The sequence below is a fragment of the Pseudoalteromonas sp. APC 3355 genome (genome assembly GCF_030407615.1).
In the GTDB taxonomy this organism is placed as follows: domain Bacteria; phylum Pseudomonadota; class Gammaproteobacteria; order Enterobacterales; family Alteromonadaceae; genus Pseudoalteromonas; species Pseudoalteromonas distincta.
Genome location: NZ_JASDDB010000018.1, coordinates 67,415 through 89,755 on the forward strand (window position 1 = coordinate 67,415; position 22,341 = coordinate 89,755).

At 39.6% G+C, this 22,341-nt stretch carries 19 protein-coding genes and 1 pseudogene; 10 read left to right on the forward strand and 10 right to left on the reverse strand.

Annotated elements, in window-relative coordinates; translation table 11 throughout:
* Positions 1–5: 5 nt before the first annotated feature.
* From QMA08_RS18545 to QMA08_RS18555, 3 genes are all read left to right on the forward strand, one after another.
* Complete coding sequence (locus QMA08_RS18545) at positions 6–4,307, forward strand: alpha-1,6-glucosidase domain-containing protein (protein WP_290175200.1); 4,302 nt, start codon at positions 6–8, stop codon at positions 4,305–4,307.
* Between the two features lie 176 nt (positions 4,308–4,483).
* A complete protein-coding gene (locus tag QMA08_RS18550; protein ID WP_154904064.1) occupies positions 4,484–5,029 on the forward strand; it encodes a PH domain-containing protein in 546 nt (181 codons plus the stop codon).
* An 11-nt stretch (positions 5,030–5,040) separates the two neighbouring features.
* Positions 5,041–5,394, forward strand: coding sequence for a DUF1801 domain-containing protein (locus QMA08_RS18555; RefSeq protein WP_290175208.1), 354 nt, complete (start codon positions 5,041–5,043; stop codon positions 5,392–5,394).
* A 15-nt stretch (positions 5,395–5,409) separates the two neighbouring features.
* Here QMA08_RS18555 and QMA08_RS18560 read toward each other — a convergent pair whose 3' ends face one another.
* Entirely contained in the window at positions 5,410–5,754 is a 345-nt protein-coding gene (locus QMA08_RS18560) for a rhodanese-like domain-containing protein (RefSeq protein ID WP_002959525.1), read from the reverse strand.
* A gap of 285 nt (positions 5,755–6,039) precedes the next feature.
* On the opposite strand from QMA08_RS18560, the gene QMA08_RS18565 reads away from it, so the two are divergent.
* On the forward strand, positions 6,040–6,348 hold the full coding sequence (locus QMA08_RS18565) for a metalloregulator ArsR/SmtB family transcription factor (protein ID WP_010554926.1): 309 nt from the start codon (positions 6,040–6,042) through the stop codon (positions 6,346–6,348).
* Here the strand turns inward: QMA08_RS18565 and QMA08_RS18570 are convergent.
* Positions 6,341–7,019: pseudogene (locus QMA08_RS18570) on the reverse strand (nitroreductase family protein). The gene QMA08_RS18565 and the pseudogene QMA08_RS18570 overlap by 8 nt on opposite strands.
* Positions 7,020–7,206: 187 nt before the next feature.
* Between QMA08_RS18570 and QMA08_RS18575 the strand changes: the two are divergent.
* The 4 genes from QMA08_RS18575 to QMA08_RS18590 all read left to right on the forward strand — a co-directional run bounded on the left by QMA08_RS18575 (position 7,207) and on the right by QMA08_RS18590 (position 12,497).
* Positions 7,207–8,088, forward strand: coding sequence for an ABC transporter ATP-binding protein (locus QMA08_RS18575; RefSeq protein ID WP_290175201.1), 882 nt, complete (start codon positions 7,207–7,209; stop codon positions 8,086–8,088).
* 9 nt (positions 8,089–8,097) lie between these two features.
* Positions 8,098–11,676: a M1 family aminopeptidase gene (locus QMA08_RS18580; protein WP_290175202.1), complete on the forward strand. Its 3,579-nt coding sequence runs from the start codon at positions 8,098–8,100 to the stop codon at positions 11,674–11,676.
* A 183-nt stretch (positions 11,677–11,859) separates the two neighbouring features.
* Positions 11,860–12,171 carry a Bor family protein gene (locus QMA08_RS18585; RefSeq protein WP_002959514.1) on the forward strand — a complete coding sequence of 104 codons (312 nt, stop codon included), beginning with the start codon at positions 11,860–11,862 and terminating at the stop codon, positions 12,169–12,171.
* The gene (locus QMA08_RS18590; protein WP_290175203.1) at positions 12,168–12,497 is read left to right on the forward strand and encodes a hypothetical protein; all 330 of its coding nucleotides are present in this window, start codon (positions 12,168–12,170) and stop codon (positions 12,495–12,497) included. The genes QMA08_RS18585 and QMA08_RS18590 overlap by 4 nt, the downstream gene beginning before the upstream one ends.
* A gap of 13 nt (positions 12,498–12,510) precedes the next feature.
* Here the strand turns inward: QMA08_RS18590 and QMA08_RS18595 are convergent, their stop codons facing one another.
* The 8 genes from QMA08_RS18595 to QMA08_RS18630 all read right to left on the reverse strand — a co-directional run bounded on the left by QMA08_RS18595 (position 12,511) and on the right by QMA08_RS18630 (position 19,488).
* Positions 12,511–13,749, reverse strand: a complete 1,239-nt coding sequence (locus QMA08_RS18595; protein WP_039490486.1) for an ABC transporter permease — start codon at positions 13,747–13,749, stop codon at positions 12,511–12,513.
* Complete coding sequence (locus tag QMA08_RS18600; protein WP_024594267.1) at positions 13,742–14,449, reverse strand: ABC transporter ATP-binding protein; 708 nt, start codon at positions 14,447–14,449, stop codon at positions 13,742–13,744. Before QMA08_RS18600 ends, QMA08_RS18595 begins: the two co-directional genes overlap by 8 nt.
* On the reverse strand, positions 14,449–15,615 hold the full coding sequence (locus QMA08_RS18605) for an efflux RND transporter periplasmic adaptor subunit (RefSeq protein ID WP_290175204.1): 1,167 nt from the start codon (positions 15,613–15,615) through the stop codon (positions 14,449–14,451). Before QMA08_RS18605 ends, QMA08_RS18600 begins: the two co-directional genes overlap by 1 nt.
* Positions 15,616–15,670: 55 nt before the next feature.
* On the reverse strand, positions 15,671–16,384 hold the full coding sequence (locus QMA08_RS18610) for a YIP1 family protein (RefSeq protein ID WP_290175205.1): 714 nt from the start codon (positions 16,382–16,384) through the stop codon (positions 15,671–15,673).
* Between the two features lie 192 nt (positions 16,385–16,576).
* On the reverse strand, positions 16,577–17,263 hold the full coding sequence (locus tag QMA08_RS18615) for a TorF family putative porin (protein WP_024591363.1): 687 nt from the start codon (positions 17,261–17,263) through the stop codon (positions 16,577–16,579).
* 277 nt (positions 17,264–17,540) lie between these two features.
* Positions 17,541–18,704: a hypothetical protein gene (locus QMA08_RS18620; RefSeq protein WP_024606326.1), complete on the reverse strand. Its 1,164-nt coding sequence runs from the start codon at positions 18,702–18,704 to the stop codon at positions 17,541–17,543.
* A gap of 155 nt (positions 18,705–18,859) precedes the next feature.
* Entirely contained in the window at positions 18,860–19,060 is a 201-nt protein-coding gene (locus QMA08_RS18625; RefSeq protein WP_002959505.1) for a helix-turn-helix transcriptional regulator, read from the reverse strand.
* A gap of 8 nt (positions 19,061–19,068) precedes the next feature.
* Positions 19,069–19,488, reverse strand: coding sequence for a hypothetical protein (locus tag QMA08_RS18630; protein WP_002959502.1), 420 nt, complete (start codon positions 19,486–19,488; stop codon positions 19,069–19,071).
* 232 nt (positions 19,489–19,720) lie between these two features.
* Here QMA08_RS18630 and QMA08_RS18635 point away from each other — a divergent pair, with 232 nt between their 5' ends.
* Entirely contained in the window at positions 19,721–21,691 is a 1,971-nt protein-coding gene (locus tag QMA08_RS18635; protein ID WP_290175206.1) for an AsmA family protein, read from the forward strand.
* 272 nt (positions 21,692–21,963) lie between these two features.
* Positions 21,964–22,332 (forward strand): 50S ribosomal protein L14, encoded by a 369-nt coding sequence (gene rplN / locus QMA08_RS18640; RefSeq protein WP_002959498.1) that lies wholly within the window; start codon positions 21,964–21,966, stop codon positions 22,330–22,332.
* The last annotated feature ends 9 nt before the right edge of the window (positions 22,333–22,341 follow it).

Here is a 22,341-nt window from a genome sequence, read left to right on the forward strand (position 1 = left end):
TAAAAATGAAAATTATAACTATGTCTAAATATTTGCTAATAACGTTAGCGTTAATGCTATTAGCAGCGTGTGGTAGAACAGGTGATGTTGAATCTGGTGAACCATTACTTACCTGTAATGTGCCACAAGTCCCTAATGAAGCGGGGTCACAATGTGTCGATCCCGAACCTATATCGTGCCCTGCACCTACAGTACCTGATGAAAATAACGAAAGCTGTGTGGTTGGCGCCGACCCAACCCAGCCAGACCCTGTGGTATTTGCAGGGGAAGGAGAGGCGGTTTTATTTTATAACCGCCTAGCCGATGATAACTATGAAGGCTACCGATTACATTCGTGGAATAACGAAGTATGCGATGCTTATGCACCACCATTTGATACCAGCGATTGGGCTAACGGCCATGAATACGATGGTATTGATCCAAACTACGGTGCGTACTGGATAATTAACCTTAAAGAGGGTTATAACGAATGTGCCAATTTTATTATTCATATTGGTACAGAAGGGTCAGGTAAGGCGTTTGGTGATGTGGATTTAACCATGCCGCTGATGCAAGACGATGAAACCTTTCAGCGTATGAACTTTACCATTCATGGCGAGCCTTCGGTGTTTGAATACCCTATATTAAGTTTAGGCGAACGCGCAGTTGCTATAACAGGTGCTTCAGCGCATTGGATTGATTTAAATACTATTTTGTATAAACCAAGTAACGAGTTTACAAGCCTAATTAAGTTACATTCATCAGCTACGGCTGAGCTTGAAGTGGATATTGATACTGGTTTAAACGGCGATACTGTTACGCTGCAATCAAGCAATTTAACTGATGAGCAAGCGGCAAAAGTACCGCATTTAACCACTTGGAACGCTTACGAAGGAAGTTGGGATACAAACACGGCTAAAGCGCTTATAAAATCGCAGCTTGTTATTGCCGGTTACGATAGTGAAGGTAAGCTGCTAGAAGCAAGCTTTGTGCAAACCGCTAAAGCACTTGATGCCCTTTACACACAAGGCGAAGATGACGCTAACGAAGCTGTACTGGGTGTAAATTATGGCAATAACGCGATTGATGTAACTGTGTGGGCACCCACCGCTAATAACATGATGCTAAACGTGTTTGATGATGCAAAAACACAAGTTCACTCTACGCCAATGACATTAAATACACAGACAGGTATTTGGCAAGCAAGTTTAGATATGCAATACGACCGCCACTACTACCGCTTTAATTTTGATGTTTACCACCCACTGACTCAGCAAATAGAGTCGCTTTGGAGCACAGACCCTTACTCACTAAATGTATCTACCAATGGTTTATACAGCCAGTTGATTAATTTAGCCGATGAAGACACTAAACCCGAAGGGTGGGATACACGCCTTATTCCTACGGTAGAAAATCCAGAAGATGCGATTATTTACGAGGGCCATGTACGTGATTTTAGCGCACGCGATAACAGCGTAACAGAGGCTAACCGTGGTAAGTACCTTGCGTTTACTGAGCTAAATAGTGCTCCTATGCAGCACTTACAAACTTTGGCTCAAAATGGCTTAACGCATTTTCATTTATTACCTATTACTGATATTGGCACCATAGATGAAGACATCAGTAAACGTGTAGATATTAGCGATACGCTAGGAGATTTATGTGAGCAAATTAATGATGAAGCCGATGCGTGTAAAACCCAAGATAAAAGCAGCACCATTATTGATTTAATGGGCGGTTATTTACCAGGCTCAGATGACGCACAAGCACTTGCTAATGCTATGCGCAGCTTAGATAGCTTTAACTGGGGTTACGATCCGCATTACTTTATTGCGCCTGAAGGCTCGTACGCCTCAAGCCCAGAGGGCATTGCCCGCGTTAAAGAAACCCGCGCTATGGTGCAATCACTGCAATCTATTGGTCTGCGCGTAGTGCTTGATGTGGTTTATAACCATACAACATCGTCGGGTATTTGGGACAAGTCGGTATTTGATAAGCTAGTACCGGGTTACTACCATCGCTATAACGAAGTAAGCGGTGAAATAGAGCGCTCAACGTGTTGTGAAAATACAGCTACAGAGCATGTAATGATGGATAAGTTTGTTAGTGATTCATTAGTTATTTTGGCGCGTGAATTTGGCTATGACAGCTTTAGATTTGATGTAATGGGGCACATGCCAAAATCGTCAATTCTTGCAGCACGTGATGCAGTGCAAGCTGTTGATGAAGATAACTACTTTTATGGCGAAGGTTGGGACTTTGGTGAGGTGGCAAATAACCGCTTATTTGTGCAAGCCAAACAAGCCGATATGGCCGGTAGCGAAGTAGGTACCTTTAACGACCGTATTCGTGAAGCCGTTCGCGGTGGTGCATTATTTAGTAATAGCTCAACAGATGGCAATTTAGCAGAGCAAGACACGTTACGTTTGTCGCTTGCGGGTAATTTACAAAACTACATTTTAAAAGACTTTAAAGGTAACTCAGCAAAGGGTAATAGCTTTACTTGGAATACTCAGCCAACGGCGTATGCACTAGACCCTGCCGATAGCATTCATTACGTATCTAAACACGATAACGAAACACTATGGGATCAGCTGCAATATAAACACAGCGCTAACATGAGTATTGAGCAGCGCGTTCGTGCTCATAATATGGCGTTAGCACTCCCTCTTATGAGCCAAGGTATTCCATTTATGCAAATGGGCGCCGACTTGCTACGTTCAAAATCGATGGATCGTAACAGCTACGACTCGGGCGACTGGTTTAACTTTGTTGATTTTACCCAAGATACCAATAACTGGAATATTGGCTTGCCACCCGCACAAGACAACGAAGTGAAATGGCAAGAAATTATGCCTATTTCTGCTAATACCCAAGCGGCTGCACAGCCACAAGATATTACCTTTGCACATGATGTATTTAATGAATTTTTACAAATACGTAGTAGCAGCCCACTATTTAGATTAACCACAGAGCAAGATGTTATTGAGCGAGTGGGTTTTCATAACGTAGGTAAAGCGCAGCAACATGGCTTAATTGTAATGAGCATTGATGATGGCGAAGGGCTAACAGACTTAGACCCTGCATTTGACGCGCTTGTTGTCGTGATTAACGCAACCGAGCAAACCCTTAGCCATACTATTGCCACCGCAGCGGATTTTGAATTACACAATGTATTAAAAAACAGTGTTGATGCAAGTATGGCTAGCGCCAATTTTGCCGCAGGCGATAACGAAGGCACATTTACTGTACCGCCTTACACATTAGCTGTTTTTACTAAAAACCAAGGTGAGAGCCAAGGTGCTGGTTTAAGTGCAAATGCAACCGTAGGGGCACCTGATGTAGTACCTTATGGTAGCACCGCTGTGTTTGTGCGCGGTAGTTTAAACGACTGGGGCACACGCGATGCATTTGAATATATTGGCGATGGTGAATACCGTATAGCAATTGCACTGAGCGCTGGCGATTACGAATTTAAAATTGCCTCTGAAGATTGGTCTACGGTTGATTTTGGTGCGCTTTCTGATGCTGATAAAGATGTAGTTGAAAACCAAAGCGAGCCATTAACGCGCTCAGGTGCAAACATGACATTTAGCGCTGCCATTGATGCAACCTATGTATTTTCGCTTGATGCTTCAAACCCTGAAAATCCAACGCTTACTTTATACAACGAAGAGCCATTTATAGGCACTGCTATTTATGTGCGCGGTACGCTTAATGACTGGGGAGTAACCGATGAGCTAAGTTATAAAGGTAAAGGTATTTACACCTTTACTAAAACACTGAGCGCTGCAAGTTATGAATTTAAAGTAGCGTCAGAAGATTGGAGCACGGTTGATTATGGCTCGGCTGAGGGAGATGCCAGTGTTATGGTTGGCACTGCAGAGCAGTTGTCGGTTGCGGGCGCGAATATGACCATAAACATTGCAGAAGAAGGTGAATACCAGTTTATATTTGACGCCAGTGATTTAAATAACGTATCGCTAAAAGTGCTCAACGCTGAAATGTTTGCACAAACGACAGTGTTTATTCGTGGTAGCTTAAATGACTGGAGTACTGATAACCCGCTGATGTACGAGGGTGATGCAATTTACTCTACATCAATAGAGTTAGAAGCAGGTGACTACGAATTTAAAGTAGCGTCTGAAGATTGGAGTACCGTTGATTACGGTGGAGCAGGCGATACGCCGGTAGTGGCAATTGATGAACTAACACCACTTGAAGCCGTAGGTGCCAATATAGCACTAAATATTACCGAACAAGGTACTTACACGTTTAATGTAATAGGCCCAGATAGAGAAAATGTAAGCATACTTATTAATAAGTAGTAGCAGTTTATTTTCCCAGACCTAAGCCGAGCATAGCCCTGTATGCTCGGCTTTTTTGTATGTACATAAGTGTGTGAAAGTATATTTGAATGCTAATTATAAATGTTTGGACTAAATTGCATTCAATATTAGATTGGCGTACTTTTATAAATCCCCAACCATACAAAAGAAAGCTAATGAGTAACTTAACCTTAAAAAGTGCTAATTTTGATCCTAAAGTAAAACAATACTGGATGGTTACTGCCTCGCTATTTGCAATGTTGGCTCTTGTTACTATACCGCTTATACCTATTATTTTACTTATTGTATGGCTGGTGGGCGGACGAATACTCGCAGCTATGTCAGCTGACTTATTACCACAAAAATTGGTAGTTAAACGTGGCATATTATTTAAAGAAGAAAAATCTATTCCGCTTGAAAAAATAACAGATGTAGGGTTAAGCCAAGGGCCGCTCATGCGAATCTTTGGATTATATCGTTTAAGCTTTGAAACAGCAGGGCAGTCAGGAAATGGTGCTTTAGTGTCTTTGCTTGGTGTAGTTAATGCGAGTGAGTTTAGAGAGGCGATACTTGAGCAAAAAGATGTATTGGCAAACCAAGGTAAAACGTCGCAGCAGGCAACAGAGCAAAGTGAGAAAGAGCTACTGAGAGCACTTACTTATAGTGTTAAAAATATTGAGCAGATGCTACTTGTTTTACTTGATGAAAGGCAGCAAAAGTAGCCTGCTTTAAAATTGTAAAGCTTATAAAATTACGAGAGTTAATTTATACCGTAGCACAAGAGCAAAACTTAGGAGCTGTTGAAGAGTCTTTAAAGTGGGGAGAGCCAAGTTATAACACAATAAATGGCAGCCCCATTCGCGTAGGCTTTAAGGGCTCCTCGTGTTATTTGTTTTTTCATTGCCAATCAAAGCTAGTAAGCACATTTAGAGAGTTGTATTGCCACACTCTCACTTTCGAAGGTAACCGGGCAATTGTATTAAATAGTGAAAAACCATTACCAGAGTACCCACTTAAAGTGTGTATTAAATTAGCACTGACTTATCACAAAGTTAAACGCCTACCTTTACTAGGCGCATCATTATAAGTATTCAGTTGATGTTTAAAACACACTACATATTTGGTTTGCGTCACAGGTAATTACGGTTACGTTTTCATAACCCACACGCGTTAACGCTTCTGCTCCCAACGTTGCGCGTGCACCACTTGCGCAGTGCACGTAAATAGGGCGAGCTGCGTCTTTTTCTATTTCCATCAGCTTCATCTCGAGTAATCCACGCGGAATATTTATAGCGCCAGTAGCTGCTTTTGTAGCGTGCTCTGCAGGTTCTCGTACATCAATAAGTAAACCTTTATTTTGTTCAAGTTCGAGTTTCGCTTGCGCTGCGTCAATACGGCGTTGGTTAGGTGTGATAATTTTTAGTAAGTCAGGGATTGATGTAAGCATTAGTTTGTAAATCCTCTTGTTCTAAAAAAGGTATTAATGTGCACCACTTGGTATAAGTAGGTTGAATTAAGTTAATACCTATAAATAACGTTAAAAACTGAAAGTTACTTTATACAAAGTAACTTAATAGCGGGGATACTGCCACAGCACTTCCGCCGATTAATAAAACGGCATCGTTAATTTTGTGATTGCCTTAATATTAGTAAGGTCTAATGTTAATTATATTAGAACCTACTAATGTAAAAGTCTATACTTAAAAAGGTATCAAAAAGAGAAACAATACAAATGAATATTGAGCAACTAGCTGTTAACGCAGAGCAAGCCGAACAGTTTTTAAAATTAATGGCTAACAAAAATCGCTTAATGATTTTATGTAGTTTATTACAAGGTGAGCAAAGTGTAGGTGAGCTAAATAAAAATGTACCTTTAGCACAGTCAGCGTTATCTCAGCATTTAGCAAGTTTACGCAAGGCAGATATGGTTGCTACTCGCAGAGAAGGGCACACTATTTATTACTCGTTGACCGACCCAAAAGTTGAGTCGATCATTGCTTTACTATATGAGTGGTTTTGCCGACAAGAAAATACTAAATAAACGTAGCTATTTCATCGAGTGATTTTTTATCCAGTGCATGAGCAGGTATTGTTGCATCATCACTTGGGTAGCCTGTAATAAGTAGCATGTATGGACGTTCGTTATCTTTATCGCGATTACATATGTCGGTTAAAAAACTCATTGGCTTTGGAGTATGAGTAAGGGTTGCCAAACCACTGCGGTGCAAAGCTTGAATTAAAAAGCCGGTAGCTAAGCCAACAGACTCATGCACATAATAATTCGTATTTTTATCATCGGTGCTTACGCCGCCCTTTTTTTGACTAAATACAGCTATAAGCCAAGGTGCATGCTCTAAATAAGGTTTATTGGCGTCGGTACCTAACGGTTTTAGCGCATCTAACCATTCTTCACCTGCTCTGCCTTCGTAAAAAGAACGCTCTAATTTTTCTGCGGCTTCTCTTATTTGTTTTTTTTACATCGCTACTGTTTATAGCCACAAAATGCCAAGGCTGATGATTCGCTCCACTTGGTGCTGTGCCAGCTGCTTTTATACATGCTTCAATAATATTTTTTGGTACTGGGCGATCGCTAAAGCTGCGAATGCTATGGCGGCGTTGGCTGGTTTGTAAAAACTCGTTAGCACGATTTAGCATTTCTTCATGTGGATATTCTATAAAGTCATTTAACGGCTGGCTTTGGTGATCTTGCATGGCTTTTCGTTTCTTATAAAAAGTATATGTGGTTTTTATACCGAGTGAATACAGTGCAGGCAAGTGTTATGAGTTTAAATTATGTTTATTTGTTGTTACAAATTTAACTAACAAGTAACTTATGTTCCTGTTTTTCTTGTGATATAAAACATTATAAAAATAATTACTCATATTCAAGGAAGTAAAAATGCTATCAATAACAGGGTTATCTAAAACCTACGATAATGGCGTACATGCACTACAAGGTGTTGATTTATCTATCGGAAAAGGGATGTTTGGATTACTTGGGCCAAATGGCGCAGGTAAATCGTCACTTATGCGTACCATTGCAACACTGCAGTCGGCTGATTCAGGTTCAATTACTTTTGATGGCATTGATGTATTTAAAGACCCACAGGCTTTGCGCCAACGTTTAGGTTACCTACCGCAAGATTTTGGTGTATACCCACGGGTAAGTGCCTACGACTTGCTAGACCATATGGCTGTTTTAAAGGGAATTCATAATAAAGCAGAGCGTAAAGAGTCGGTTGAAGGATTACTTGCGCACACTAATTTATATCAACATCGCTCAAAAGCGGTAAGTGGCTTTTCGGGCGGTATGCGCCAGCGTTTTGGTATTGCACAAGCCTTACTAGGTGACCCCGATTTACTAATAGTTGATGAGCCAACAGCGGGGCTAGATCCTGAAGAGCGTAATCGTTTTCATAACTTATTAGTAAGCTTAGGTGAGCAAAAAGTAGTTATATTATCGACCCACATTGTTGAAGATGTAGCAGAGCTTTGCCCAAACATGGCGGTGTTGGCTGGCGGTAAGATTTTACTAGAAGGTAACCCAATAGCGCTTACCGATAAGCTCCAAGGCCAAATTTGGCGCAAAGCCATGAGCCAAGAAGAGGCGCAAGAACTTGAGCCACAATTACCGGTTATTTCTAAGCGCTTATTTGCAGGGAAAACCATATTACATGTATTAGCCGAGCAAGCCCCACAAGGGTTTGAAGCAAGTAATGCAAATTTAGAAGATGTGTATTTTTCTACTCTGCTTAATCATCGTAATAGCCAAGTAGCATAAGGAGGCGTTATGTTTTTTAATATGCTCGCGTTTGAGCTGCGTTATTTCGCGCGTCAGCCTTCGTTCTATGTCACCTCGTTAATCTTTTTTTTGATGGCGTTTTTTATAAGCTCTAGCAGTAAATTTCCACTTGGTGGGGCGAATGTTCATATGAACTCGCCTTTCTCGATTATGCTTTTAACCGTTACATTTTGTACGTTTGCGATGTTTTTAGTGGTTAACTTTGTTGCCAGCTCTGCTATTCGCAACAGTGAAAGCAAAATGGATGAGCTGGTTTTTAGTAAGCCTGTTAATCCTGTGCCTTATCAAGCAGGGCGTTTTTTTGGTTCTTACTTAGTTGTACTTATTGTGTTTTTAAGCGTGCCATTGGGTGTGTTTTTAGGGTCGCAATTTGGTTTATTAGTTGGCTGGCTCGATGGCGAATTGATTGGTCCTAATAAGCTAATGTACTACGCTGCGCCTTATCTTTATTTAGCAGTGCCAAGTTTACTGGTGCTTTCGGCTATTTTTAATAGTGTAGCGGTCTATTTTAAAACCATGATGTCGGTGTATGTAGCAGCTGTTGTGATTTTTATAGCCTATCAAATTGCCGGCGTTTACTTTGATGATTTAGCATTTAGAAATATTGTTGTTTACGCCGACCCATTTGGCTCTGGTTCGTTAATTGATTTAACACGTTATTGGACTGTAAATGATAAAAACACAGAAGTGCTAACGCTCACAGGTGACCTTTTAGTTAACCGTATATTGTGGGTGGCAATCAGTGTTGCACTGTTTTTTGGCCTTGGAAAGCTAAGCAATCGCATAGTAACTAAAAAACAGAAGAAGCAATTTAAAGTCTCTGCTTTTGTACAAAATAAACAAGCTGCACTTATCAATAGTGCTAAAAATTATAAATCAGCGGGGGTTAGTACTAAATCTCAGCTAATAATGCGCAGTATATTCGAACTTAAACAAGTTATATTTAGTGCTCCTTTTATGATTTTAGCGGGTGTAAGCATTGTAACGCTTATGATCCCTCTGTTTGCGCCTATCGGTGCTTATGGCACTACTAACTGGCCTTTAACTCAGAATATGGTAAATGTTATTAGTGGTATTTCCGGTTTATTTTTGTTTGTTATTATCGCTTTTTATAGTGCTGAGCTTGTGTGGCGAGAGCGACAAAGTGGCATGGGCGATATTGTTGACAGCTTTCCTGTACATAACAGTGTTTTTTGGGTGTCAAAAATACTGGCTTTAATCGCCGCTATTTCTGGGTTGTTCCTCGTGGGCATGATACTCACAATTACAGTTCAGTTATTTAAAGGTCAATTTAATTTAGAGTTAGGACAGTATTTATTTAGGATTGTTTATTTATCGATTTTACCGTTAATTATGCTGACGGTACTCGCCTTCTTTTTACAAATTATTAGCCCGAATAAATATGTAGGAATGGGCTTGTTTATTTTGTATTACATAGTGCAAACAGTAATGGGTTCTTATGGGTTTGAGCACCATATGTATCACTTTTCGCAAAGCAGTAGCGTACCGTATTCTGATATAAATGGTTATGGGCACTTTTTACAAGGCGCGCATTGGTACACATTATATTGGGGTGCGTTAAGTCTTGTTTTAGCGATTGTTGGGTTTGCGTTATGGCATCGTGGTCCTTCACAAACGCTGCGCACACGCTTGTCTATGCTTCGTTATAATATGTCGTTAAAAGGGCAAGCGGTTGCGGTTATTAGTGCATTAGTGTTTGTTGGTGCAGGCTACAATATTTATAACAACACGCGAGTTTTGAATGAGTTTACTACGAGCGATGAGTTTCAAGACAAGCAAATAAGTTATGAGCAGCAGTTTGCACAATACAAAGACTTAGCACTACCTATGGTGACCGATGTTGACTTAACTGTTGATATTTATCCAAAAAAGCGTGCTTTAAGTGCTGTGGCAAAAATTAAATTTACCAATACATCTAAAGAGCCAATTACGCGAGTTTTGATTACCTCACCTCAACACGCTAAAAGTTGGGATGTAGCCATGGCTGGCGGAAAGATAGTTGAAAAATTACCAGCGTTTTATTCAGCATGGTTTGAGTTTGAGCAGCCGCTTATGCCAAACGAAGTAAGAGAAGGGCAACTGTCGGTTACTCGTGATCATACAGCCTTTACCGATAAAGACTCTGATACACAATTAGTTGCCAATGGCACTTTTATTAATAATTGGGAACTCCTTCCTAGCTTTGGTTATAACCGTGGTTTACAGGTAGCTGATAAATTTGAACGTCGTAAGCATGATTTACCAGAACTTGAACGTGCCCATAAGCTAGAGGACAGTCAGTACTATACACAAAGTGATTTAGGTGCAGCTAATGGGTTTATTAACTTTAAGGCGACGGTAACGACCGACGAGTCGCAATTTGCTATTACCCCAGGGTATTTACAAAGTGAAAGTGTAAAAGAGGGGCGCCGTACCTTTGTTTATGAAATGGATGCGCCCATTTTAAACTTTTACGCGGTGCTTTCGGCAGAACTTGAAAGTAAAAAGGTTGAGCATAATGGGGTAAATGTTGAGGTGTACTACCACAAAGATCATGCATGGAATGTTGACCGTATGATTGAGTCAGTTCAAGACTCGATAGATTACTACACGCAAGCCTTTGGCCCGTATCAGCATAGACAGCTTCGTATTATTGAGTTTCCTAAGTATCGCTCGTTTGCGCAAAGTTTTGCCAATACGGTACCTTACTCAGAAAGCATGGGCTTTATTACAGACCTAAGAGATGAGAGTAAAGTTGACTACCCTTACTATGTTACCGCACATGAAGTAGCGCACCAATGGTGGGGGCATCAAGTATCGGCGGCTAATGTAGAGGGGAGCGCGGTTATTTCTGAAACGCTTTCACAGTACAGTGCGCTTATGGTGCTTGAGAAACGCTTTGGCGCAGAGAAGCTACGTAAGTTTTTAAAATATGAGCTTGATAGGTACTTAATAGGGCGTACAGGGGAAGCCTTTGAAGAAATGCCGCTATATAAAACGCAGGGTCAGCTGTATCTTCACTATAATAAAGGATCAGTTGTGATGATGGCGATTTATGATCGTTTAGGTGAAAAACGTTTAAATAATGCACTCAAAGCATTTTTAAATGAATTTCAGTACCAGTCAACGCCATACCCAACTACGCTCGATTTACTTAGCTATTTAAAACAAGACGCAACGCAAGCAGAACAAAGTTTTATTGACGATCAGTTTAAATATATCACTTTGTATGAGCTTGAAATGAAAGAAGTGTCGGTTACTGATGATGTTGATGGCGAAGGTTTTTATACAGTAACACTGAGCGTTGAAGCAACTAAGCAGCATGCCGATGGGCAAGGTGAAGAAACTGAACAGCCGCTCGATGAGCTAATTGATATTGCATTATTTAGCGACGACCCTGAAAACTTACTCGCTGAAGACTTTGTTATTTACTCGAAAAAGCATCAAATAGTGTCTGGTAATAATACTATTGAGCTAAAAGTAAAAGAAAAACCATTATTTGCAGGGGTTGATCCTTACATTAAGCTGGTCGATAAAGACAGTAAAAACAACTTAGCTAAGTTTTAAAGTCTATTTATTTACTAAACACTTAAATTGACTACTTTAAAGGCCGCATTTATGCGGCCTTTATGTGTAATAAACTGTATAAAACTTCATAGCGTTTCTACATATTCCCCACAGCTTTTTACGCTAATATTTTATGTTCTCTTATAAAGTTACCTTACTGGTATTTAGTTTATAAGGAAGAGTATGAAACCATTAATTATAGGGGCGATAGCATTAAGCCTCAGTGCTTGTTCTGCGGTAACCATTCAGCCACAGGCAACAGCAAAAATAACGAGCCAAGCTAATTACGAAGATAGCCGCCCATTTTATTTATGGGGATTAGTGGGTGAGCAGCGGGTAGACGTAAAACAAATATGTTCAAATACACCGGTTATTCAAATGCAGTCACAACAAACGTTTAGTGATGGAGCGCTGAGTTTAATTACGCTTGGAATATACTCGCCCCATACCATTAAAGTGTGGTGCCAAGAGCAAGTACTAGGGGAGACATTATGAGCATCAAGCTATTTGCAGCCGGTTGCACACTGATTATTTTAACGGGGTGTACAAATATTTACTTTGATAACGGTATGCAGAGCAAAGTAAGCAATAAAACGCTAAAAAGCTCACAGTGGCATCATAATTTTGCACTTGCGTTGTACGAGGGATCAGAGCCGTTAGATTTAACAACACATTGCCCACAAGGGGAGTGGCAAAGCGTTCATACGTATAAATCGTTTACTAATGGTTTAGCTGAGGTGGTTGTGAATCAAATTGGTCCAGCTTGGTACCCTAAAACAGTAGAAGTACAATGTAATAAGGTACCATTTAAAGCTAAATAATTATTTAAAATAGTTATTCGTAACGCAGTGCATCTATAGGGTTTAGTCTTGCTGCTTTAATAGCAGGGGCTAAACCAAATATAATCCCAATCATTGATGTAAATCCGAACGATAGTATTACAGCCCATACTGGTATGTATGCATCAGGCATACTTGGGACTAAAAACGAAATAAGCCCTGCGGCGCCATATCCTATAATGAGTCCTATTAAACCACCAAAAAGTGAAAGCACAACGGCTTCAACTAAAAACTGCAGCATAATAAAACCAGGTGTTGCGCCTAGTGCTTTTAATGTACCAATAACGCGTGTGCGTTCAGTTACCGACACTAGCATTATGTTCATAACACCAATACCGCCAACAAGTAAGCTAATGCCAACAATACCAGCAGTAATAGCAGTAGCACTGCTGGTAAATTTATCTATTTGGGCACGAGATTTTTCAGCGGTTTCAAATTCAAAGTCGTTTTCATCTTTCTCTTTTAGTTTATGTAGTTGGCGCAATACACGAGTGATTTTTGCAAGCACTTGTTCTTCGTTAGTACCTTCATTTAACCTAAACATAATTTGCACATTAGTTTGTGTACTTCCGCCTTCTAAAGCACTCATGGTACTAATTGGAATATTAATGTAATCGTCTTGGTCAAAACCAAATAAGCTACCTTGTTTTTCAGCAACGCCAATAATTCTAAACCATTCACCACCTAGCTTTATATATTCACCTACTGGGTTTTCAGGAAGGTTTAGCTTTTCTATGATTGAAGGGCCGATAAATGCGACCCTTCTTCGTTTATCATCGTCCTCAGCACGAATAAAACGACCAAGTTCAGGATAAGTACGATACGCTTTTTGATAGTCTTGCTCGGTACCGATAACACGCGATGAATGGCTTTTATTTCCATACTCAGCTCCCCCCGAAAAGCGCCAGGTAAACATTAGGGCAGTTAGCGTTTCAGCTTCTTTTATACGCGACTTTAAAGCTAAAAAATCGTCGTAGGTAAGCTTGGCATTTTTACCAACCATTTCGAGTTCAATACTAGTGTAAGGTTTTATTGTTGTTACATCTGGCGACATATCAGCAAGTTGATCGTTTATTTGCTTTGTAAAACCTTGCATTACTGCAACGACAGTAACTACGGCAGCAACACCAATAATAATGCCCAAACAGGTCAGTGCGCTGCGCATTGCATTAGCTTTAATAGCTGAAAAAGCGGCTTTAGTGCCTTCCATTATGGCAAGAGCTGATTTAAACATGCTGCTTGATTCCTTCATCTTTAGTTACATCACTTACCACTTTACCGTCCACTAAACGAATCACGCGTTGGCAATGATCGGCAATTTCTTGCTCATGTGTTACTAAAATAATAGTATGACCTTCGTTATGCAGCTCATCAAACAAATCCATAATTTCGCGGGTCGTTTTACTATCAAGATTACCTGTGGGTTCATCTCCTAATAATATATGTGGTTTTGTGACTAAAGCGCGGGCAATGGCAACCCGTTGACGTTGCCCACCAGATAGTTGGCTAGATAAGTGATTAACTTTATCACCGAGGCCTACCCGTTTTAGTGCTTCTAGGGCTTGTTGCTTGCGCTGTTTGCTAGGGATAAAGCGATACACTAAAGGCTGCATTACATTTTCTAGTGCGGTTGCACGTGGTATTAAGTTAAAGCTTTGAAATATAAACCCGACACTTTCATTACGCTGATGAGCAAGCTCTGTCTCGGTCATACTTTTTACTAGTTTATCTTTTAAGTAGTATTCGCCACTGCTGGGTGTATCTAAACAACCTAGTAAGTTCATCAAGGTCGACTTGCCTGAACCAGAAGGTCCTATAATCGCCACGTATTCGTTTTGCATTATATGTACGTTTACATCATCAAGTGCCTTAAATACCTCTGAGCCCATTTTGTATTGTTTATTAATATGCTCTAGCTTGATTACCGCAGACATTAGGCTTCTTCCTTGTCTGCATCTGATTTAAGTTTTACCACATCACCTTCAGTCAGAAGACTTACTGGGCGCGCAGGGCCAATAACTATTTTGTCGCCCTCATTTAAGCCGTCAGTAATGGCTTGCTCTATATCAGATGATATTCCAACAGTTACGGCAATTTTGCTAACTGTGTTGTCACTATTTAGTCGCCATACAAATGTTTTATCGTCCTCTTTTTGGATTGCTTCTATTGGAAGTTTTAAACCGTTTTCGGCAATGCTTGTTGCGATCTCTGCTCTACAACTCATTCCTGCATATAGCTGGCGCTCAGTAGTGTCGAGTAATACTTTTACTTTAAATGATAAACCTTGAGAGCCTGCTTGGTTTTTAGCTGAAGTACCAATATTGATTACTGTGCCGCTAAATGGTTTATTAGGGTATGCGGCAGCATAAATATTCGCTTTTTGGTTAAGCTTAATGCTCGCAATGTCGGTTTCATCCACACGTAGCTCGGCTAAGATAGCGCTAGGATCGGCTACTAGCATTAAATCAGAGCCAATAATATTAGTCGTACCGGCTATAACGGTTTCACCTTCTTTAATATTTACAGATGCAAGCAAGCCGCTCATTGGAGCTCTAAATACACTTTTACTTAAGCGATCTTGCGCAATTTGTAGTGACGCTTGTGCTTGGTTGTACGACTCTATTCGTGATTCAATATCGATTTTAGCTAGATCGCGTGCGCTTTCAATATTCTCGTAGCTCTCTTGATTACCTAAACCGACATCATATAAGTCTTTTTGTCTTTTAAGTTGGCGCTCTAGGTTAGCAAGGCGTGTTTTATTGTGTTTAATTTCAATTTCTGTGGCGCGAAGGATTGCTTTACTACGGGTGACTTCTGATTCAAAAGCAGTTGTATCAAGGCGCATTAACATATCGCCTTGTTTAACTCCTTGGCCTTCTTGAACAAATATTTTATCTACTCGGCCTGTCACTTCAGAGCGTAATTGCACATGTGTATTAAAAACTAAATTACCTGAAGCCATTATTGAGTCAGCAATGTCGCCAAGCTCTACTTGAGCAATATTTACTTCGGCTTGTTTTTTATCGCCAGAAATTTGCTTTGACACAATTAGGGCTATAAATGCGCCTACAGCGAGTGTGATGATTATTGCTTTTTTCATTTTATCTATCCGTGAATTAAGTAATGTGGAGCTAGTATCTACCTCCACTTAAGAGTTAACTTGCTGCAATGATTGCCCAAATACCAAAAATAATAATTGAAGGAAGAGCAGAGAATAGGAGTGCTTTGTTAGTTGAAAAATTATTCCAGCATTTTAAGCCGATCATTCCCAACGCAATGCTCCAAAAGCTAAATAAGTTTATTGATTCTAATAAGCTATAAAAAGGATGGCTAACTTCAAGTCCTATTATTAATTGGTTAATAGATGCGTAGCTAAATACGGCTTGTTGAGATATTTGATCTGTACTTGCACTTAGTACAAGAGCAATTGTGCCTAGGCTTGAAATAACAACTGGCATTATTGTCCAGGTAGCGAATCCATACCAAGCTCCGTAGCTATGTTCTGATTCAGGATCTTGTTTAGCCACAAGCATATAATAAAGTGCCATTAATGCATTCATGATAGCCAGCGCAATTACGCCGCCAAACAAACCAAACCATATTTGGCCTTCTGCATTTTGCTCTATACTTTGGCGAATCATTTTTTGCTCGCCAATCGTCGCATCAATAGTTGATGCTGCTACTTGCTCATTAATCAAAAACTGCATATCAACAGTGGAATAAAAAATATAAATACTCGCCATTGAAACTAAAGACATGACTATAAAAGCAAGCCATGACCAACCTTTGGCGTGTTCAACACCATTGAAAGCTTTACTAGGACTTATATAAATATCGAGTAGGGCGCTAAACGCGTTAGGTGATTTCATTATTATTCCTTTATACCTATTTTATGGCTAGGCAGTTATAAATGCCCAGTGACTAGGTAATAGAATAAAGGAAAATGTATGTATTGTTTTCATTCAATTGTAACGGTTTGTTAACAGATGTAAGGGGTCTTGTTCAAAAACGAGAAAAGGGCCAAAAGGCCCTTCGTGTCGCAGCAAGTAACACATTCTTTCTTATAAATTAAAGTCTACAGAATAAGCAACGTAAGCTTTAATATCTGAGTCATCCATATCTGTATCAGATAAACCAAAAGTGAACCCATCTTTCGAAATTGATACACCATAATCTAAGATATTATCATCGCCAATAAAGTCACCAGAGTAGTGGCCTAAGTGAAGTGCCATTTCAGTGCCGTTACTGCCAACAGCAAAACCGTAGTCAGCTGTCAGGTAAAGTGAATCACCAAAGTCTGTACCATCACCACTTGCAGCTGATGTTGCAAGTACTGAAGCACCAAATGTAAAGCCTTCAACGCTGATGCTACCGTAAATTTCAGAGAAATCTGCGTCAGCTTCAGAAGCGGCATCTGGGTAAGCGTAATAAATATAGCCAACATCGTAGCTAACGCTTTCGTTAATGTCGCCACCAAAGCCTGCATATAAATCAAGCTCATAGGTCATTTCATCTGCCCACGATGCGTTTGAAGCCCAAGTACCTGCATAAAAGCCCGATTCATTGGCGTAATCAATACCGCCTGAAATAGCTGCATCGCCCCCAGTTTGCTCTTGACCACGCCATAAGTAGTTTGATGTTGCCGCTGCATTAGCAGTTACTTCAGCATGTACGGCTGTTGACGTTAAAGATGTTGCGCCCATTAATGCTATAGCACTTATAGCGATGGTTTTTTTTAGTTTTAGCATGTCCATTTCCCGTTATATGATTTTTGCTCGCCAAGGTTTTTATTATGTATTCGGAACCTTTAGGCTGACGGCTTTTTATTGTTTAACTAACGGGATAATTGCACTGTATGTGCCAGCTTCATTATTTTTTATTAAAAATTATTTTTTATATATTAAAAACATGAGCTTGCATTTTATAGATTGAGAAGAGATATGGCATGTAGGAAGATGTTGCGCACACTGCTGGTGCATAAATTAACCTAGCCGCACCATATAAGTACGGCTAAATTAGAAGTTTTTAGCCAAATATAGTGCGCATAAGGCTAATTGTTTCGTTTACACTACGACCTTTTTGAACTTCACTCACAATTGAATCGCGCTTACTGCGAATGTGCTCAGGAATATCGTCAGCAGCAAGTGCGCGGTCTACTAAAATTTCTGCAGACTCTTTACCTCTACGCTGAGTTTTACCTGTCGTAGTTGTAGTTCGTTTAGGCTTACTTAACAGTTTGATGTAGTTAGAGTTATCTGGTGTTTTAGCATCAGCATAGTGAAAGAAACATGGGATTAGTGCTTTAATAGCAACTAATTGTTCTTCTAACTCATTACTAGGTTTAGCCATTTTGTACCATGACATAGCTTGAATACCTTTTACAATATCTTGCCAGTAACGCTCAAAATCACTATTTTTAAGTTTAGAAACACCAAGGGCACCGCATAATGCATCTAACCGATTGTTTGTGATCGGAGTAAATATATCAGGGCGACGCATTGCAAGCAGTCGTGTTGCAGGCGCAAGTGTTGGTTTTTCATTATTGTCGGTGAATATTTTTGAATAAGCAGCAACAAATTGTTGATATTCGTATTGAGTAATGTCACCTTCAAGTGGAATGTTTACTAGTGCATCGTCAAAGGCACCTGGTAAATCGCCAAGCATTTGATGAAAGCTCTTCGCACTTTTTGTTGATGCAAACCATTCAACGTCAAAGTTGTATGTGCTTGGATCAAGTGATGCCATGTGCTTACCGCTAAACGCAAGTAAATCTTCAGGAATCATATCTTTAAGAGATTGTTCACGAATGCTCTTAATGTAGTCTACTAAGCGAAGCTGTTCATCAAGAGCAATAACGTCTTTGTGTTGTTCTACAAATACACTTACTACAGGCCACGGAGCAATACGTAAAGTTTTAACCTGTAAAAAGCTGATAGCTGAAATAAGCTGATCGTGTAGCTTCTTAAGTACTGGTAATTGCTGCGGCTCTAGTAAATCGTAGTTCATACGATCTCTGCTTGCACTTAGCAATTCGTAACACCAAGGTAAAAAATCATCAGGGTGGTTTTCTACTTTCACGGCCATAAGGTTAAGGCTTAATTCTGAAGATTGCTTCAGAATGTTCTGATAGATTTGATTTTCTTGTTCGCCTAGCGTCATTTTTGACGGTGAAATTAGCAGTTTTTTCATGCCTTGTAGAATCTCCGGTTTAGATATATATTTTTTTGCTGGTCTATTTTAGCGCAATTACGCTAATAACAACAGCGCTGTCCTCCATACGTTGTAATTGAAGTAGCTAAATCGGCGTTTTTGCTAATAGAATGAGGCCAACGTTTTAACATGTATCAATCATTTTTATCTAGTACAAAGAGACTTTCAACTGAGGTATTAAAATGCTTTGCTATTTTTAGAGCAATTATTACCGAAGGGGTAAATCGTGCCGTTTCTACTGTACTAATAGTCTTACGTGAAACCGCAATTAGATCAGCCAAGTCTTGTTGAGAAAGGCCTGCTTCTTTGCGGTATTTTGCAATTTTATTTTGCACTTTTGCTCCTAATCTTTGCTTTGCCAAAGAATTGATACGCCGTATATTAAACTCATTACAGCAAGGTAAAATGTAGCCATCATGCTGTGAGATACTTCTAAAGCAAGAGTATCGGAGAGTAAGTACACGCCACCCATACTAAAAAGTAAGCCAAGCACGACATGTTTATAGGCAATAGTGTCGATGGTATTTAAATACTCATCTTTATATGTAAGGTGGTATTTCATTCTCCATGTAAACCCGCCTCTGATCACAAACATAAAGAATGAACCTAAAAAAGCAGCAGTTCCTAAAAACAATAGTGGGGCTGATGTTTGATTAAGCATTGGGTAAACACTAATGATTAATAAAGTGACCCCCATGAATAATGAAAACCATGCATTTTGGCCCATAAATTTTTCTTCACTTTTAATATCGTAATTAGACATAGCTCATTTCCTTTTAAAATTTTTACAATATGTAACCTGTAGGTATCAATGTAACCTTAAGGTTTCATTGGGTCAATATTTATTTGTAACCTAAAGGTATCAAAATGTTTCAGGGGCGATTCAGGATGGGAATGTAATATCTAATAAAAAGCTTTTTTATCAGAACGACAATGATTTTAAGGCTAACACTCGCTATGATAAGAACATTATTTGCACGTTTGAAAGGACGATCATGAAAACCTTACTTAAAATTGTAGGTGTAATACTTTTACTATGTATAGCACTAATTGTTGCCGCACCGTTTTTAATCCCTACTGATACTATTTTTAACAAAGTGTCGCAGCAGGTAGAACAAACAACTGGGCGCACTCTTACCATTAAAGGTGATAAAACACTTAGCGTATTCCCTGCATTAAAGTTAGAACTTAACGACGTGCATTTTGCAAATATGGAATCAGGTTCGCGCGCCGATATGGCGAGTATGAAACAGCTTGCTGTACACATACCTTGGTTTTCATTATTTGGTGGTGAGTTTAAATTAGATAAGTTTGTTATAAACGAACCAAATATCCTATTAGAAACCGACAAAAATGGTAAAGCCAATTGGCAGTTGTTTGATGCAGTTTCAGAGCAACCAAAAGAGCAGAGCCAATCAGGTGAAGCGATAAAGCTTCCAGATAACTTTGATATTGAGTTGGGTGAGGTTGCTATTTATGGCGGCACATTTACTTATCTAGATGGTCAAACAGGTGCCAAACAACAAATTAGCGATTTAGAACTTGCTATTTTACTTCCTTCACTTCGTAAAACATTAGAAGTAAAAGGGGGTATTACTTATATGCAAGAGCGTTTTGATCTTGATATAAAATTAGATACTCCTGCTAAAGCAATTGAAGGTGCTACTTTTAATGTTAAACAAACCTTAGATTCTCGTTTAGTTGATTTAACGTTCGAAGGGAGCATAGCTAAGCAAGGCCAAGATATTAAAGGTCAGTTAGCACTAAGCGGTGAGTCTGTTAAAAGTATTGCGAAATGGCAAGGTGTAGAGCTAGACGCTAAAGACAATGCTTTTAACGGATTTAGTGTAAACGGTAAAATGCACCTACTAGGTGAGAAATTTAATTTAGAAGATTTAGTTGCGACGTTAGACGCATTAGAAATAAAAGGTAAGAGCGAGCTTAACCTAGGTAAGCGTTTAGCAGTAAATGCTGATATTGATTTAGGTATGCTTGACTTAAACCCTTATCTACCTGAAGCAGTGGCAAAACAAGAAGAGCCAGAAGAGCAAGAAGATAAACCTGCAGAGCCAATAGTATGGGATGACACTAAAATTGATTTAAGTGCATTAAATTCACTAGATGCAAATGTAGTGATTCGTTCAAGTGGATTAAAAGCCAATGATATTAAATTAGGCGCAAATCAATTTACTGTTGCTTTAAAAGATAGCGTTGCAAAACTAAGCCTAGATAGCTTTTCTGCTTATGAAGGGTCAGGTAAAGGCGTTATCAATGTAAACGCACAGCAAGTACCTTATAAAATATCAACTAACTTTGACTTAGCTGAAATAGATGCACAGCCTTTATTAACGGATGCGGCAGGTTTTGACAAGCTAATGGGTAAGGGGTCTTTAAATTGGAACCTAAACACAACTGGCCAAAGTCAAAAGTCGTTTATTGGTGCGCTTAATGGAAAGCTTGGATTTGAGTTTGCTGATGGAGCTGTAAAAGGTGCGAATATAGCTGAGATGGTTCGTAAAGGTAAGGAACTCATTTCAGGTAACTTTGGTGCTGCATCTGAAGGGCTTGATACCGGATTTGAAGAATCTGAGCAAACCGATTTTTCAGCATTAACTGGAAGTTTTAACTTTACTAATGGCGTTGGCAAAAATACCGACCTATCACTTATCAGCCCACTTATTAGAATATCAGGTGAAGGCGACGTTGATTTACCGCAAACAACGGTCAACTATCGTTTGGTTACAGGTATAGTTGGATCTATCGAAGGTCAGGGAACTACCGATGACAGCACTGGCTTTAAAATACCACTACGTATAAAAGGGCCTTTCCACGATGTAGGTATAAAGTTAGATGTTGGTGATGCGCTCAAAGATGAAGCTAAGCAGAAGGTCGATGAGGCAAAAGAAAAAGCCAAAGACAAAGCAAAAGATAAAATTAAAGATAAATTAAAAGGTTTATTTGGTTAATTTATTACACTTTAAACAAACAAGGCACATTACAGGTGCCTTGTTTGTTTTGTAACCACCTGTAAAATAGCTACATAGCCGTAATTACTCAGCTTTAATTTCCCAACACTCCAAATTAATTAAAAAATAACCTATCGCTACCCCCTCAATGCTGGTACAATTGCCCGCCCTTAAGAGACAACTCGTTTGTTTTTGAGTGGGATTTAATCGAAATGTCTTGATTTTAAACAAATTTAAGACACGTTGTAATTACTACACCGGAGGTCATTAACATGATCCAAATGCAAACTCAGCTGGAAGTTGCTGATAACAGCGGCGCTCGCAAAGTGCAGTGTATAAAAGTCCTTGGTGGTTCTCACCGTCGCTACGCAGCGATTGGCGACATCATTAAAGTTTCTGTAAAAGAAGCTATTCCTCGCGGTAAAGTGAAGAAAGGTGATGTTAAAAACGCGGTAGTTGTGCGTACCAGAAAAGGTGTTCGCCGTCCAGATGGTTCTCTGATCCGTTTTGACAGCAACGCTGCTGTTATCTTAAATGATAACTTGCAGCCAATTGGTACACGTATTTTCGGCCCTGTGACTCGCGAACTTCGTAATGATAAGTTCATGAAAATCGTTTCACTAGCCCCAGAAGTACTGTAAGGAGCCAAT